The sequence below is a fragment of the Streptomyces polyasparticus genome, from assembly GCF_014493765.1.
GTDB lineage: Bacteria > Actinomycetota > Actinomycetes > Streptomycetales > Streptomycetaceae > Streptomyces > Streptomyces polyasparticus.
In genome coordinates, this window is sequence record NZ_JACTVJ010000013.1 from 129,446 (window position 1) to 143,153 (window position 13,708).

Here is a 13,708-nt window from a genome sequence, read left to right on the forward strand (position 1 = left end):
CCTCAGCTCTCCGAAGGATCCACCGTCGCCTGATGCTCCCCGGCGAGGTGCTCCTCGGCCTTGAGCCATGGCAGGAACTGGGCGCTGCGGCGCCAGCCGCAGGTGCCGCAGACGAGGACGCGCTGCACCCCCGACTTGCTGACCTGGACGGTGTGTTCACGGCCGTGCTGGTCCCAGCGGCTGACCCTGCTGGTGGTCATGGACGGCATACGTGCCTCCTGGCGCATCCGACACGGGAGTTGGCGTGGGGCGCCGACCAGTGTGCAGCATCCACAACATCAACAGGGGCAGCCGTAGGGGATATTGGTCACTCGTTGGCTACTGGTTCAGCGGGAGTGCCAGGTCGACGACCTGACGCCCTTCGGGGAGGGAGCCGAGAGAACTCGCCTTCCCCGTCAGCAGATCGACGCGGAACACGCTGTTCCGAGTGACGGCGTAGCCGGTGTTGATGCCCGAGCGCCCCGAGCTCAGGATGTCGAAGCCGGAGGCCGCGCCCGCGTCCACGCCGAGCTTGCCGGTCGGGGCCAGGCTGCCGTTGTTGGCCGGGGACTGGATCGCGATCTGATCGGCCGAGGTGTCCAGGTCGAAGAGGGTCGTCCCGGTCGCCGCGTCCAGATCGTTGTTGGTGTACGCGGCCCCGGTCACCCCGAGTGCCGTACCGCCGGGCGGAGTCGGGTTGGTGAGCGTCCCGTCGGCGGCGGTGGTCCCGGCGGCGGGCGCGCCGGCCGCGTCGTCGATGTTGTGCCGCAGGTTCTGACCGGTGTCGCTGATGACGCGGAGCCGGTTGGCGGCGGGGTTGAAGTCGACGCCGAAGGACTGGCCCTGCAGCGCGACGGTGAGCTGCGAGACCTTCTCCGCCCGCGCGCCGGCCTCGCGCACGGTGTAGACACCGCCGCGGTCGCCGACCGCGTACAGCTTCTTGTCCTGGACGCGATAGTCGATGCCGATCAGCGAGGTGTCCCCCTGGAGTCCGTCGACCTTGCCGAGCACAACCGCCTTGCCCGGCTGGTCCGTTCGGAAGGCGACGAGCCGCTGGTCGAAGGTGAGCCCGACGGCCCGCGGCCCCGAGGAGCCGAAAGCCCCGGCCGCGCTGCGCGTACCGACGGCCGCGCGGTCCGCCGACGCCGCCGTACCCCCGAGCGCCCCGGCCCCGACGGCCCCGACGGTCCCGAGCGCGAGGCCCATGGTCACGATCCCGATGATGGTCTGCTTGCGCATGTGTACGCCCCCGTGGAGTCGAGTTCCGGTGCCGCGGACCGCCCCCTGCGATCCGCATACGGGTGCTTCGGAGCAGTACTCCCCGGGGATTGGGGCGAGTTGGGCCCGCAGACGAAAGCCCCCGCCTTCCGCAGGCAGACGAAAGCCCCCGCCTCCCACAGAAGGGGAGCCGGGGGCTTCGTACGGGAAGGAGAACCGTCAGCAGCCGACCAGGCGCTGGGCCAGGTAGCCCTCGATCTGGTCGAGCGAGACGCGCTCCTGCTTCATCGAGTCGCGCTCGCGGACGGTGACCGCGTTGTCGTCCAGGGTGTCGAAGTCGACCGTCACGCAGTACGGCGTGCCGATCTCGTCCTGGCGGCGGTAGCGGCGGCCGATGGCGCCGGCGTCGTCGAAGTCGATGTTCCAGTTGGCGCGCAGCGCCTGGGCCAGGCCCTTGGCCTTCGGCGAGAGGTCCGCGTTGCGCGACAGCGGGAGCACGGCGACCTTCACCGGGGCGATGCGGTGGTCGAAGCGCATGACCGTGCGCTTCTCCATCTTGCCCTTGGCGTTGGGCGCCTCGTCCTCGAAGTACGAGTCGAGCATGAAGGCGAGCATGGTGCGGCCGACACCGGCCGCGGGCTCGATGACGTACGGCGTGTACTTCTCGCCGGCCTCCTGGTCGAAGTAGACCAGGTCCTGGCCGGAGGCCTTGGAGTGCGCGGAGAGGTCGAAGTCGGTGCGGTTGGCCACACCTTCGAGCTCGCCCCACTCGGAGCCGCCGAACTGGAAGCGGTACTCGATGTCAGCGGTGCGCTTGGAGTAGTGCGAGAGCTTCTCCTGCGGGTGCTCGTACCACCGCATGTTCTCCTCGCGCAGGCCCAGGCCGGTGTACCAGTTCCAGCGCTGCTCCATCCAGTACTCCTGCCACTTCTCGTCCTCGCCCGGCTTGACGAAGAACTCCATCTCCATCTGCTCGAACTCGCGGGTGCGGAAGATGAAGTTGCCGGGCGTGATCTCGTTGCGGAAGGACTTGCCCATCTGGGCGATACCGAACGGGGGCTTCTTGCGCGCGGTGGTCTGCACCTGGCTGAAGTTGGTGAAGATGCCCTGCGCGGTCTCGGGGCGCAGGTAGGCGACCGAGCCGCTGTCCTGGGTCGGGCCGAGGTGCGTGGAGAGCAGACCGGAGAACTGCTTGGGCTCGGTGAACTGGCCCTTGGTGCCGCAGTTGGGGCAGTTGATGTCCGCGAGACCATTCTCCGGAGCGCGGCCCTTCTTCTCCTCGTACGCCTCGGTGAGGTGGTCCGCGCGGTAGCGCTTGTGGCACGAGGTGCACTCGGTGAGCGGGTCGGTGAACGTGGCCACGTGACCCGAGGCCTCCCAGACCTCGGTGGCCAGGATCACCGAGGAGTCGATACCGACCACGTCCTCGCGCGAGGTGACCATGTAGCGCCACCACTGGCGCTTGATGTTCTCCTTGAGCTCGACGCCCAGGTGTCCGTAGTCCCAGGCGGCGCGCTGACCGCCGTAGATCTCACTGCAGGGGAAAACGAAGCCACGGCGCTTGCTCAGGCTGACGATGGTGTCGATCTTGTCGGCGGCCACGGTGCTCTCTTCAGTACGACGGCGAAGAAGCGCGCTGGATACGCGCTCCTGGAGCGAATGCTTCAGGTTACCGGCGGCTCCCACCCCCGGATCAAATCGGTTCGGGGGTGCATTCCGGGATGCAAGGGACCTTCGACTTGTTGACAATCGTTTCCAGTTTTGTTGAAAATGAGTGTCATGAACGTACGACGCCCCTCCCGTCTGATATCCACGGCCGCCCTCGCCGGTGCCTCCACCCTGGGTCTGCTCGCCCTGTCCGCGTGCGGCAGCTCGAACGCGGCCGACGGCAAGAGCGACGGGAAGCTCGACGTCGTGGCGTCGTTCTACCCCATGCAGTACCTCGCCGAGGAGATCGGCGGGGACCACGTGAACGTGGACACCCTGACCAAGCCGGGCGTCGAGCCGCACGATCTGGAGCTCAGCCCGAAGCAGACCGTCGAGCTCGGCAACGCCGACATGATCCTTTACCTGAAGGATCTGCAGCCCGCCGTGGACAAGGCCATCGACCAGTCCGGCGTGAAGACCGTGGTGGACGCGGCCGGCCTCACCAAGCTGGAGAAGCACGGCTCCTCCGAGGACCACGAGGGCCACGACCACGAGGGCGAGGACGCCCACGCGGATGAGCACGCCGAGGACGAGCACGGTCACTCGCACGAGTCCGAGGCCGGTGAGGACCCGCACATCTGGCTCGACCCGGTGAAGTACGCCGAGGTCGCCAACGGTGTGGGCGACGCCCTGGCCAAGGCCGACCCGGACCACGCGGCCGACTACAAGAAGAACACCGAGGCCCTGGTCGGCAAGCTCGAAGCCCTGAACAAGGACTTCGCGGACGGTCTGAAGAACACCACGACCAAGACCTTCATCACCACGCACGCCGCCTTCGGCTACCTCGCCGAGCGCTACGGCCTGGACCAAGAGGCCATCTCCGGTCTCTCGCCCGAGGCCGAGCCCAGCCCGGCGCGGATCAAGGAGCTGCAGGAGACCGCGGAGCACGACAAGGTCTCGACGGTCTTCTTCGAGACGCTCGCCAGCGACAAGACGGCGAAGACCCTCGCGAAGGACACCGGTCTGAAGACCGACGTCCTGGACCCGCTCGAGGGAATTACCGACAAGTCCAAGGGCGCTGACTACCTCGAGGTCATGCAGTCCAACCTCACCGCGCTGAAGTCCGCGCTCGGCGCCAAGTAATCCACGTACCCCTGCAAGGACCGGAGGCGCGAGCAGCCATGGATCCCGTCATATCCCTGCGCGAGGCACACGCCACGCTCGGCTCGCGCCCCGTGCTGCGCGGCATCGACCTCACCGTGCACCGCGGTGAGGTCGTGGCGCTGCTCGGCGCCAACGGCTCGGGCAAGTCCACCGCCGTACGCTCCGTCATCGGCCAGGTACCGCTGACCAGCGGCTCGGTCGAGCTGTTCGGCAAGCCGCTGAGGAAGTTCAAGGACTGGGGCCGGGTCGGCTACGTCCCGCAGCGCACCACCGCCGCGTCCGGTGTGCCGGCCACGGTGCGCGAGGTCGTCGCCTCGGGCCGGCTCTCCCGTACGAAGCTGCGGCTGCCCGCCAAGGCGGACCGTACCGCCGTCGACGAGGCCATCGCCCTGGTCGGGCTCGCCGACCGCGCGAAGGATTCCGTGAACGCGCTCTCCGGCGGCCAGCACCAGCGCGTGCTCATCGCCCGTGCGCTCGCGGCCGACCCCGAGCTGCTGATCATGGACGAGCCGATGGCCGGCGTGGACCTCGCCAGCCAGGAGATCCTCGCGACCACCCTGAGCGCCCAGGTCGAGCGAGGCGCCACGGTCCTGCTCGTCCTCCATGAACTCGGCCCCCTGGAGCCGCTGATCGACCGCGCCGTCGTCCTGCGCGACGGCTGCTGCGTCCACGACGGGCCGCCGCCGAAGGCCGTCGGCCAGCACGCGCTGCCCGGCCACGACCATGTCCACCCGCATTCGGCCGCCGAGCCGATCCGCACGGGCCTGCTGACCTGAGGGATCTGAACCGATGATGGAACTCCTCCAGAACCCCTTCATGCAGCGCGCGCTGATCGCCGCGGTGCTCGTCGGCATCACCGCGCCCGCGATCGGCATCTACCTGGTGCAGCGCCGCCAGGCGCTGATGGGCGACGGCATCGGCCATGTCGCGATGACCGGTGTCGGCCTCGGCTTCCTGCTCTCGACCAATCCGATCTGGATGGCAACGCTCGTCTCCATCGTCGGAGCTGTGGTCATGGAGCTGATCCGCTGGTACGGCAAGACGCGCGGCGACATCGCCCTCGCCATGCTCTTCTACGGCGGCATGGCGGGCGGCGTGATGCTCATCAACCTGTCCGACGCGGGCTCCAACGCGAACCTGACCTCCTTCCTGTTCGGCTCGCTCTCGTCCGTGTCCGACGCGGACGTGACCGCGATCGCGCTCCTGGCGGCCTTCGTGGTCCTGGTGACGGTCGGTCTGCGGCGGCAGCTCTTCGCCGTCAGCCAGGACGAGGAGTTCGCCCGGGTCACCGGTCTTCCCGTACGGGTGCTGAATCTGCTGATCGCCGTGACCGCGGCCGTCACCGTCACCGTGGCGATGCGCGTGGTGGGTCTGCTCCTGGTCAGCGCCCTGATGGTGGTGCCGGTGGCGGCGGCCCAGCAGATCACCCGCTCGTTCAAGGTGACCTTCGTGCTCGCGGTGGCGATCGGCACGGCCGTGACGCTGTCCGGCACGGTGACCTCGTACTACCAGGACGTTCCGCCGGGAGCGACGATCGTCCTGATGGCCATCGGCGTCTTCGTCGTCCTGACGGCGCTCGCCACCCCGCTCGCGCGGCGCCGGGCCCGTGCGCTGCGGGCCGCGGAGGAGGCGGAGGCCTCGTGCACGCTGCGGGTTCCGGACGTGCGCGTTCCGGACGCCCGCGACGGCCGTGACGAGGTCAAGGTCTGAGCCGGTTCGGGGCCCCGTCATCTAAGGCATGCCTTAGATGACGGGGCAACCTGGCACAATGGCCCGGAGCATTCGTGAGGAGGCCCCTGTGACAGCGCCCGTACGCGGCCGGTCGACCCGGCAGCGCGCCGCCGTGGCGGCGGCTCTCGACGAGGTGGACGAGTTCCGCAGCGCGCAGGACCTGCACGACATGCTGAAGCATCGTGGCGAGTCCGTGGGTCTGACCACCGTCTACCGCACGCTGCAGTCCCTCGCGGACGCCGGCGAGGTGGACGTCCTGCGCACCGGCGACGGCGAGTCCGTCTACCGCCGCTGCTCCACCGGCGAGCACCACCACCATCTGGTCTGCCGCGTCTGCGGCAAGGCGGTCGAGGTGGAGGGTCCTGCGGTGGAGAAGTGGGCCGAGGCGATCGCGTCGGAACACGGCTTCGTGAACGTGGCGCACACGGTGGAGATCTTCGGCACGTGCGCGGACTGCGCGGGCAAGGACGGGGCCTAGGCCTCGGAGTCCGCGTGCGGTACGCCGGTTAGAGTCCGCGTGCGGTACGCCAGTTGACGAAGTCCACGGGCTCCTGGATGACGACGCTGAGCGTCTCCTCGCGGAACTCGGCGTCCCCGAAGAGCCTGCGCAGGAACTCCCCCATCCCGTACGGATGCAGTTGGAAAACCGGGGTGGTGTGCCGTCCGCAGACCAGCACCGGCCAGCGGTCCGGGTTCTCGTCCGTGGTCAGCCAGCAGTAGATGTCGGCGCCCGCGGTCACGCCCCAGGCGACGATGTCCTTCGGGTCGAGGGCGAAGCCGGCGTCCTCGCCCTCCGTCTCCCACGTGTAGCGGGCGTTCTCGGTCTCGTCGTCGAGACCGGAACCGTCCGCGTAGTAGCCGTCGACGTCCGGCTCGGGGTGCTGGATGCTGACGGTCCCCGCGAAGCTCCCCGCCCCGTAGACCTCCATGAACCGCACGTAGTCCGAGGGGAAGCGGGTCCCCCACACCGCCTCGACCGCACTCCAGTCGATCCGCTCGTCGCGCCCGCCCGCCGTCGGCACGACCCGGCTCAGTGCGTCCACCGCCTCGGGCCCGGTCATCGGGTACCGGCCGAGGCGGTGTGCCGGTCGAGCAGGGCGCGGAGGCGGTCGGCGTCCTGAGGCGCGGACAGGGACCGCTTGGGCAGGACCTCCACGCACAGGATGTTGCGGTCGCGGCTGAGCAGGACGAAGTGGTCGCGGGTCTCGCGGTAGCCGCGGAACATCGTCCAGTACTGGGTCAGCACGCAGTGGTCGGTGGCCGTCGAGATCCCCGCGGCCGAGACCGCCGTACGGTAGTCGCCCTGCCACTCCACGGTGCGGATCACGTGGTGGGCCTGCAGATGCGGCATCGACCAGATCAGGGCCGCACAGAAGAACGCGACACCGGCGGAGAGGACCGAGGACTCGTACACGACGAGCGTCCGCACCCCCAGGGCCGCGAACAGCAGCGTGAAGGCCCACCGTACGAAGACGAGTCCGCGTTTGCGGTCCCGCACCGCGATGCCCGCCACTATGTCCCCGTGCCGTGGCCGGTACGTCAACTCCACGGCGCCGATTGTCATGTCCCGCCCCTGATCGCTCATGGAGCGGGACCCTAGCGTGCGGGTCAGCCGAGGGACTTGCCGCCCTCCAGGGACAGCAGGACCTCGTTCGGGGTCGCGCCGCCGAAGCGGCGGTCCCGGGAGGCGTATTCGACACAGGCGCGCCACAGGTCGCGGCGGTCGAAGTCCGGCCACAGGACGTCCTGGAAGACCATCTCGGCGTAAGCGGACTGCCAGAGCAGGTAGTTGGACGTGCGCTGCTCGCCGCTCGGGCGCAGGAACAGGTCCACGTCCGGCATGTCCGGGTAGTACAGGTACTTCGCGAAGGTCTTCTCGTTGACCTTGGACGGGTCGAGGCGGCCCGAGCGGATGTCCTCGGCGAGGGCCTGCGCCGCGTCGGCGATCTCCGCGCGGCCGCCGTAGTTCATGCAGAAGTAGAGCGTGAGCTTGTCGTTGTCGACCGTCTGCTCCTGGGAGATCTCCAGCTCCTTGGCGACCGACTTCCACAGCTTCGGCATCCGCCCCACCCAGCGCACCCGTACGCCCAACTCGTCCAGCTGGTCACGGGTCTTGCGGATGAAGTCGCGGTTGAAGTTCATCAGGAAGCGGACCTCGTCGGGCGAGCGCTTCCAGTTCTCGGTGGAGAAGGCGTAGAGGGAGATGTTGCCGACGCCCATCTCGATCGCGCCCTGGAGGACGTCGAGGACACGCTCGGCGCCGACCTTGTGGCCCTCGGTGCGCGGCAGGCTGCGCTCCTTGGCCCAGCGGCCGTTGCCGTCCATGACGATCGCCACATGGTTCGGGACCAGCTCACCGGGGAGCTTCGGCGGCCGCGCGCCCGAGGGGTGCGGTTCGGGCGTGACGTATTCGCGGCGGTTACGGCCCAGGATCCCGCGTCGTGCCATGTGCTTACTCGCTCCCCTAGCTCTTCTCTACGTAACGCAACGAGCGCAGTCCGCGCTCCAGGTGCCAGTGCAGATAGGCCGATACGAGGCCACTGCCCTCCCTGACGTGCCGTGCCTCGCTCGCGTCCGCCGTCTTCCAGTCTCCTGTGAGCAGCGCGCCGAGCAGGGCGATGGCCTCCGCAGACGGTACGACACTTCCCGGTACGCGGCACTCCGCGCAGACGACGCCGCCGGCGCCGATGGAGAAGAAGCGGTTGGGGCCGGGCATGCCGCACTTCGCGCAGTTGTCGAAGCTGGGGGCGTAGCCGTTCACGGCGAGGGATCTGAGGAGGAAGGCGTCGAGGATCAGGTTGGGGGCGTGCTCGCCCGCGGCGAGGGTGCGCAGGCCGCCGACGAGGAGCAGGTACTGCTGTACGGCCGGTTCGCCCTCGTGGTCCGTGAACCGTTCCGCCGTCTCCAGCATCGCGGTGCCCGCGGTGTAGCGGGCGTAGTCGGTGACGATGCCGCCACCGTACGGAGCGATGGTCTCACTCTGCGTGCACAACGGCAGGCCGCGGCCGATCAGTTCGCTGCCGCGGGCGAAGAACTGCACGTCGACGTGCGAGAAGGGTTCGAGCCGCGCGCCGAACTTGGACTTGGTGCGCCTGACGCCGCGGGCCACCGCCCGTACGCGTCCGTGGCCGCGGGTGAGCAGCGTGATGATGCGGTCGGCCTCGCCCAGCTTCTGGGTACGCAGGACGACACCGTCATCACGGAACAGGCTCATGGAGTCCATTGTCGCCTACGGTCGTGTCTTCCTGGGGCGGGCCTGGCATCCCGTCCGGGTCGGCCTGCTTCGCCGCTCCGCGGCGGGTGGGCTGGACGGGGCTGACGCCCCCTCGCCCGAGCCGCGGGGGCTCCGCCCCCTGCACCCCCGTCAGTCCTGCCGGACCTCAGCAGTCCCCGTTTCGTAGTCGTACACCACGTGGAGGCGGGCGCCATCGGTCGTCACACGGGTGCGGGCCTGTTGGCCCGGAGGCAGGCCGGGGAGCACTGGGTGAACTTCCGTCTCCGTGCGGATGCGGTCCAGCAAGGTTCGGAGTGTCGGGGCATCCGGGGTGGTCGCCAGGTACCAGGCCGTGCCCCGGCCGTATGTGTGGCGGGTGATTGCCGGGCGGCCGTCCGAGAAGGTGGTGACGGCTGCGGCGCCTTCGAGGATGACGTCCTCCGACCACAACGAGCCCTGGCAGTCGGAGAGTTGGATGTGCTCGCCCTCCCGCAGCGGGTCGAACTCGTCCACGCGCAGACCGAGGAGGTCGCGGAGTGGGGCCGGGTAGCCGCCGAGCCATACGCGGTCGTGTTCGTCCGTGATGCCCGAGAAGTACGTCACCACCGCCGTGCCGCCCGACGCCACGTACTCCGTGATCCTGCGCGCCGTCTCCGCCGTCAGCGCGTACAGGTGCGGCACGAGCAGCAGCTTGTACGGGGAGAAGTCCGCGTCCACCGGGACCACGTCGCAGGCCACCGACGCGTCGTACAGGGGCTTGTGCAGCGCGCGGGCGCCGTCGAGGAGGCGGACGTCGGCGCTGGGATGGGCCTCCTGCTCCAGGGCCCACCAGTTGGGCCAGTCCCACACCAGGGCCGCCGAGGCACGCTCGGGCCGTGCGCCCAACAGGCCCGGATACGCGGCCAGTTCCGCGCCCAGCTCGCACACCTCCCCGAAGATCCGCGTCGCACGGCCCCCGTGCGGCACCATCGCCGAGTGGAACTTCTCCGCGCCCCCGCGGGAGGCCCGCCACTGGAAGAACAGCACCGAGTCCGCGCCGTGCGCCACGGCCTGCCAGCTGTCCAGACGCATCCGGCCGACGGGCTTGCGGCCGTTGCGGCGGCGCCAGTTGACCGCTGACGGGGCCTGCTCCATGAGCAGCCACGGGTCGCCGTCCTTCAGGCCGCGCATCACGTCGTAGTGGAAGGCCGTCTCGTGGACCGCGTCGGCGGAGTGCGGATCGGGATACGAGTCGTAGGAGACCACGTCCATCTCGCGGGCCCAGCGGAAGAGGTCGAGGGTCGGGGCGAGCGGCACGAAGTTGGTCGTGACGGGAACATCGGGGGTCAGGCGGTCCAGGACCTCCTTCTCGGCGAGATAGCAGGCGAGGAGCTCGTCGCTGGAGAAGCGGCGGTAGTCGAGCTGCTGGGCCGGGTTGCGGAAGGAGGGCGCGGTGCGGGGCGTGTGGATCTCGTCGAAGTCCGCGTACTGCTGGGACCAGAAGGTGGTGGACCAGGCCTCGTTGAGCGCCTCGACCGTCCCGTACCGCCCGCGCAGCCACGTACGGAAGGCATCCGTGGAGACCTCGCAGTGGCAGTGGCGGGAGATGTGGCAGCCGTATTCGTTGCCGATGTGCCAGAGCGCGAGGGCCGGGTGGTGCGCGTACCGCTTCGCGAGCTGTTCGACGAGGCGGACCGCGTACGTGCGGAAGACCGGGCTCGACGGGCACCAGTGCTGGCGGGAGCCGGGGTAGAGACGGGTGCCGTCCTCCAGGACGGGCAGGGTCTCGGGGTGCAGCCGGGCCAGCCACGGGGGCGGGGACGCGGTCATCGTCGCAAGGCAGACCGCCACCCCGTCGCGGGCGAGACGGTCGAGATGGCCGTCGAGCCACTCGAAGTGGAACTCCCCCGGCACCGGCTCCACGCGCGCCCACGAGAAGATCCCGACCGTCGCGAGGTTCACCCCCGCCTCGCGCATCAACTCACTGTCCTCGGCGTGCACTTCGGGGCCCCACTGCTCGGGGTTGTAGTCCCCGCCGTACGCGAGCGAGCTCAGCTTGCCGTGGAAGCGGGGTATGCGGTCGGTCACCAGGACTCCAGTACGTAGGGGGGCGGCGCCTACTTGACGCCGAGCGTGCCCTGCCAGGCGCGGGCCTCGATGCCGCGGAAGTGGTCGGCCATCGCGCGCTGGGCCAGCTCCGTGTCCCGCAGGCGCAGCGCCGTGAGGATGTCGCGGTGGCGGCGGGCCGTGACGGCGGGGTCCGGGTCGCGGGCCCAGCCGCGGACGCCGGCGACGCGGTGGAAGACGTTCCAGAACGCGGCGAGGAGCTGGGGCACCAGCTCGTTGCCGAGCGAGACGTAGAGCGCCTCGTGGAATTCGCGGTCGATCCCGGGGAAGGGCTCGCCCGCCGCGCCCTTGCGTTCCATCCGCACGATGATCGCTTCGAGGCTGTCGAGCTCGGCGTCGCCGAGGGTCCCCGTCACGCGGCGGATCAGTCCCTCTTCGAGGACCTCTCTGACCTGGAGGATCTCGCCCAACGCATGTGTGTCGTCGTCGACTTGGGCGAGCGTGCGGAAAGTGAGCCCGTCGACGAGCGGAGTCAGCGAGGCCTGGCCGACATAGGTGCCGTAGCCGTGTCTGATCTCCACGATGTCCAGGGCCTGGAGTGCCTTGAGCGCCTCGCGTACGGAGTTGCGGCTGACGCCGAGCGAGTCCATCAGCTCGGACTCGGTCGGCAGCGGTGTTCCCGGGCGCAGCCGGCGATCGAGTATCAGCTGCATGATCTCGCGCCGGATCCGGCCCCCGATGAGACGGCGGCCCACAAGGTCCTCGAACATGGCGCACAGGCTAGACCCGGTGGACATCCCACGTCCCACCTCATGCGCCAACTTTCTTGATGGAGAAGGGTGTTGCAGGTCAGCGTCACATTGCCGCCGCGTCAGCTGTCTAGACCTCTGCACAATGCCGGAATCATCCCGGCGATCCGGCAGATCTGTGCGCGAGCCCTTGACCGCCCCGTACGGCACTCCTATGGTCACGCCAGTCCGATGACGTAGGACGTCCGATCTCCTTCCCCAGTACGTGAGTTCGCAGACCCGTTTCCGTGAGTTCGAAGACCCGCCGGAGGAACCGTGAGCGACGTGAACCAGGGATCGGCCTTGCAGCGCCGCTCCTTCCTGAAGTACACCGGTGCGCTTGGCATGGCCGCCGGCATCACGACAACGCTGTCGGCCTGTTCGGGCGGACCGAAGTCCACCAACGAGACCGGCGGGGGCGGCAAGGGCTCCTCCAGCACGCTCACCGCGGTCATCGGCTATGGGAACGACGGCAGTTGGGATCCCACGCAGACCGCGTCCGCGTTCGCGATGGCGGGCAACCACCACATCTACGAGGGCCTGCTCGACACCGACCCGATCACCCGCGAGCCCTACGCGGCACTCGCCACCGAGGTGCCGGCCGATCTGAACGCCACCACCTGGAAGTTCACGCTGCGCGAGGGCGCCAAGTGGCACGACGGGCAGCCGGTCACCGCGGACGACGTGGTCTTCGTCTTCGAGCGCATCCTCGACCCGGACACCGCGACCCTCGCCAAGGGGTTCTTCGCGAGCTGGCTCAAGGAGGTGAAGAAGGTCGACGACAAGAGCGTGGAGCTGCACCTCAAGTTCCCGTTCCCGGACGGCGCCGCGCGGCTCACGCTCGCGAAGATCATGCCGAAGCACGTCTTCTCGAAGGCGGGCGCCTGGGACGAGGCGATGAAGGGCACCAAGGTGGTCGGCTCGGGCCCGTACCGGATGACCTCGCACCAGCCGAAGACCAACACCACCTTCGAGGCCTTCGCCGACTACAACGGCCCGCGCAAGGCGGCCTTCAAGAAGATGAACTGGCTGACCATCGTGGACGCGTCCGCCCGGGTCGCGAAGATCTCGGGCGCGAGCGCCGGTGCGCAGATCTCCGACAACATCCCGTACGCCAATATCGACCAGCTCAAGAAGGGCGGCCTCACGGTCGAGGGCGGGGCGGGGATGAACAACCTGTTCCTGATGTTCAACACCAAGCACAAGCCCTTCGACGACGTGCGGGTGCGCCAGGCGCTGCACTATGCGATCGACAAGGAGAAGATGGTCGAGGTCGCGCTGCGCGGCCACGGCAAGCCCGCCACCTCCTTCCTCAACGAGGGCAACCCCTCGCACCGGCCGGCCAAGACGGTCTACGGCTACGACCCGGAGAAGGCCGAGCAGCTCCTGAAGGACGCGGGCGTCTCGGGTCTGAAAATCGACCTGATGGCCGTCAACGTCAGCTGGATCGTGGACTGTCTGCCCACCATCAAGGAGGGCTGGGACGCGATCGGTGTCGAGACCACCCTCGAACCGCAGGAGACCACCGCGGTCTTCACCAAGCTGGACCAGAAGCGGGACTTCCAGGTGGTCGCGGCCGCGTCCAACCCCAACCAGTTCGGCCTCGACGCCGACCTGATCATGCATTACAACTACGGCCCGCAGAACCTCTGGTCGACCACGTACTCGAAGTGGGCGTCGAGCTCCGAGGCGAAGAACCTCTTCAAGCTGATGGACCGGGCGACGGCCGAGCCGGACGCCGGGAAGAAGAAGCAGATGACACAGGACTACATCGACATCGTCGCCGAGAACGCGGTCCTGTACCCGGTCGTGCACTCGGAGCTGATGACGGCCTGGGACCCCGAGAAGCTGACGGGGATCGTCGCGCAGCCGTATCCCGGGATCAATCTGCTCAAGGCCAAGTGGGCCAACTGACCGGCGT

At 68.8% G+C, this 13,708-nt stretch carries 14 protein-coding genes; 5 read left to right on the forward strand and 9 right to left on the reverse strand.

All coding sequences use genetic code 11. The features are described 5' to 3' along the window. Positions 1-2 precede the first annotated feature (2 nt). The 3 genes from H9Y04_RS26880 to H9Y04_RS26890 all read right to left on the reverse strand — a co-directional run bounded on the left by H9Y04_RS26880 (position 3) and on the right by H9Y04_RS26890 (position 2,799). Positions 3-209 (reverse strand): hypothetical protein, encoded by a 207-nt coding sequence (locus H9Y04_RS26880; RefSeq protein WP_187816625.1) that lies wholly within the window; start codon positions 207-209, stop codon positions 3-5. A 109-nt stretch (positions 210-318) separates the two neighbouring features. After that, positions 319-1,218 carry a DUF4394 domain-containing protein gene (locus H9Y04_RS26885; RefSeq protein WP_187816626.1) on the reverse strand — a complete coding sequence of 300 codons (900 nt, stop codon included), beginning with the start codon at positions 1,216-1,218 and terminating at the stop codon, positions 319-321. A 198-nt stretch (positions 1,219-1,416) separates the two neighbouring features. Beyond that, positions 1,417-2,799, reverse strand: coding sequence for a glycine--tRNA ligase (locus H9Y04_RS26890; protein ID WP_187816627.1), 1,383 nt, complete (start codon positions 2,797-2,799; stop codon positions 1,417-1,419). A 177-nt stretch (positions 2,800-2,976) separates the two neighbouring features. On the opposite strand from H9Y04_RS26890, the gene H9Y04_RS26895 reads away from it, so the two are divergent. The 4 genes from H9Y04_RS26895 to H9Y04_RS26910 all read left to right on the forward strand — a co-directional run bounded on the left by H9Y04_RS26895 (position 2,977) and on the right by H9Y04_RS26910 (position 6,217). Next, positions 2,977-3,987: a metal ABC transporter substrate-binding protein gene (locus tag H9Y04_RS26895; protein WP_187816628.1), complete on the forward strand. Its 1,011-nt coding sequence runs from the start codon at positions 2,977-2,979 to the stop codon at positions 3,985-3,987. A gap of 38 nt (positions 3,988-4,025) precedes the next feature. Continuing rightward, positions 4,026-4,784 (forward strand): metal ABC transporter ATP-binding protein, encoded by a 759-nt coding sequence (locus tag H9Y04_RS26900; RefSeq protein ID WP_187816629.1) that lies wholly within the window; start codon positions 4,026-4,028, stop codon positions 4,782-4,784. A 16-nt stretch (positions 4,785-4,800) separates the two neighbouring features. Then, complete coding sequence (locus tag H9Y04_RS26905) at positions 4,801-5,718, forward strand: metal ABC transporter permease (protein WP_187816792.1); 918 nt, start codon at positions 4,801-4,803, stop codon at positions 5,716-5,718. An 88-nt stretch (positions 5,719-5,806) separates the two neighbouring features. After that, positions 5,807-6,217 (forward strand): Fur family transcriptional regulator, encoded by a 411-nt coding sequence (locus H9Y04_RS26910; RefSeq protein ID WP_438818150.1) that lies wholly within the window; start codon positions 5,807-5,809, stop codon positions 6,215-6,217. A gap of 28 nt (positions 6,218-6,245) precedes the next feature. Here H9Y04_RS26910 and H9Y04_RS26915 read toward each other — a convergent pair whose 3' ends face one another. From H9Y04_RS26915 to H9Y04_RS26940, 6 genes are all read right to left on the reverse strand, one after another. Continuing rightward, positions 6,246-6,800: an SMI1/KNR4 family protein gene (locus H9Y04_RS26915; RefSeq protein ID WP_187816631.1), complete on the reverse strand. Its 555-nt coding sequence runs from the start codon at positions 6,798-6,800 to the stop codon at positions 6,246-6,248. After that, positions 6,797-7,324, reverse strand: a complete 528-nt coding sequence (locus tag H9Y04_RS26920; protein ID WP_187816632.1) for a YcxB family protein — start codon at positions 7,322-7,324, stop codon at positions 6,797-6,799. Before H9Y04_RS26920 ends, H9Y04_RS26915 begins: the two co-directional genes overlap by 4 nt. A gap of 23 nt (positions 7,325-7,347) precedes the next feature. Then, on the reverse strand, positions 7,348-8,187 hold the full coding sequence (locus tag H9Y04_RS26925) for an isoprenyl transferase (RefSeq protein WP_187816633.1): 840 nt from the start codon (positions 8,185-8,187) through the stop codon (positions 7,348-7,350). A gap of 16 nt (positions 8,188-8,203) precedes the next feature. Further along, positions 8,204-8,953 carry a DNA repair protein RecO gene (recO, locus tag H9Y04_RS26930; RefSeq protein ID WP_187816634.1) on the reverse strand — a complete coding sequence of 250 codons (750 nt, stop codon included), beginning with the start codon at positions 8,951-8,953 and terminating at the stop codon, positions 8,204-8,206. A 150-nt stretch (positions 8,954-9,103) separates the two neighbouring features. Beyond that, positions 9,104-11,020 carry a beta-galactosidase gene (locus H9Y04_RS26935; RefSeq protein ID WP_308801116.1) on the reverse strand — a complete coding sequence of 639 codons (1,917 nt, stop codon included), beginning with the start codon at positions 11,018-11,020 and terminating at the stop codon, positions 9,104-9,106. A 29-nt stretch (positions 11,021-11,049) separates the two neighbouring features. Next, the gene (locus H9Y04_RS26940; protein ID WP_187816635.1) at positions 11,050-11,769 is read right to left on the reverse strand and encodes a FadR/GntR family transcriptional regulator; all 720 of its coding nucleotides are present in this window, start codon (positions 11,767-11,769) and stop codon (positions 11,050-11,052) included. Between the two features lie 363 nt (positions 11,770-12,132). Between H9Y04_RS26940 and H9Y04_RS26945 the strand changes: the two genes are divergently transcribed. Next, entirely contained in the window at positions 12,133-13,701 is a 1,569-nt protein-coding gene (locus H9Y04_RS26945) for an ABC transporter substrate-binding protein (protein ID WP_187816794.1), read from the forward strand. The last annotated feature ends 7 nt before the right edge of the window (positions 13,702-13,708 follow it).

Bases quoted from the DNA above. Each gene is read 5' to 3' on its own strand.
- H9Y04_RS26880 (WP_187816625.1), bottom strand. From the start codon at position 209: ATGCCGTCCATGACCACCAGCAGGGTCAGCCGCTGGGACCAGCACGGC.
- H9Y04_RS26885 (WP_187816626.1), bottom strand. From the start codon at position 1,218: ATGCGCAAGCAGACCATCATCGGGATCGTGACCATGGGCCTCGCGCTC.
- H9Y04_RS26895 (WP_187816628.1), top strand. From the start codon at position 2,977: ATGAACGTACGACGCCCCTCCCGTCTGATATCCACGGCCGCCCTCGCC.
- H9Y04_RS26900 (WP_187816629.1), top strand. From the start codon at position 4,026: ATGGATCCCGTCATATCCCTGCGCGAGGCACACGCCACGCTCGGCTCG.
- H9Y04_RS26905 (WP_187816792.1), top strand. From the start codon at position 4,801: ATGGAACTCCTCCAGAACCCCTTCATGCAGCGCGCGCTGATCGCCGCG.
- H9Y04_RS26915 (WP_187816631.1), bottom strand. From the start codon at position 6,800: ATGACCGGGCCCGAGGCGGTGGACGCACTGAGCCGGGTCGTGCCGACG.
- H9Y04_RS26920 (WP_187816632.1), bottom strand. From the start codon at position 7,324: ATGAGCGATCAGGGGCGGGACATGACAATCGGCGCCGTGGAGTTGACG.
- H9Y04_RS26925 (WP_187816633.1), bottom strand. From the start codon at position 8,187: ATGGCACGACGCGGGATCCTGGGCCGTAACCGCCGCGAATACGTCACG.
- recO (WP_187816634.1), bottom strand. From the start codon at position 8,953: ATGAGCCTGTTCCGTGATGACGGTGTCGTCCTGCGTACCCAGAAGCTG.
- H9Y04_RS26940 (WP_187816635.1), bottom strand. From the start codon at position 11,769: ATGTTCGAGGACCTTGTGGGCCGCCGTCTCATCGGGGGCCGGATCCGG.
- H9Y04_RS26945 (WP_187816794.1), top strand. From the start codon at position 12,133: ATGGCCGCCGGCATCACGACAACGCTGTCGGCCTGTTCGGGCGGACCG.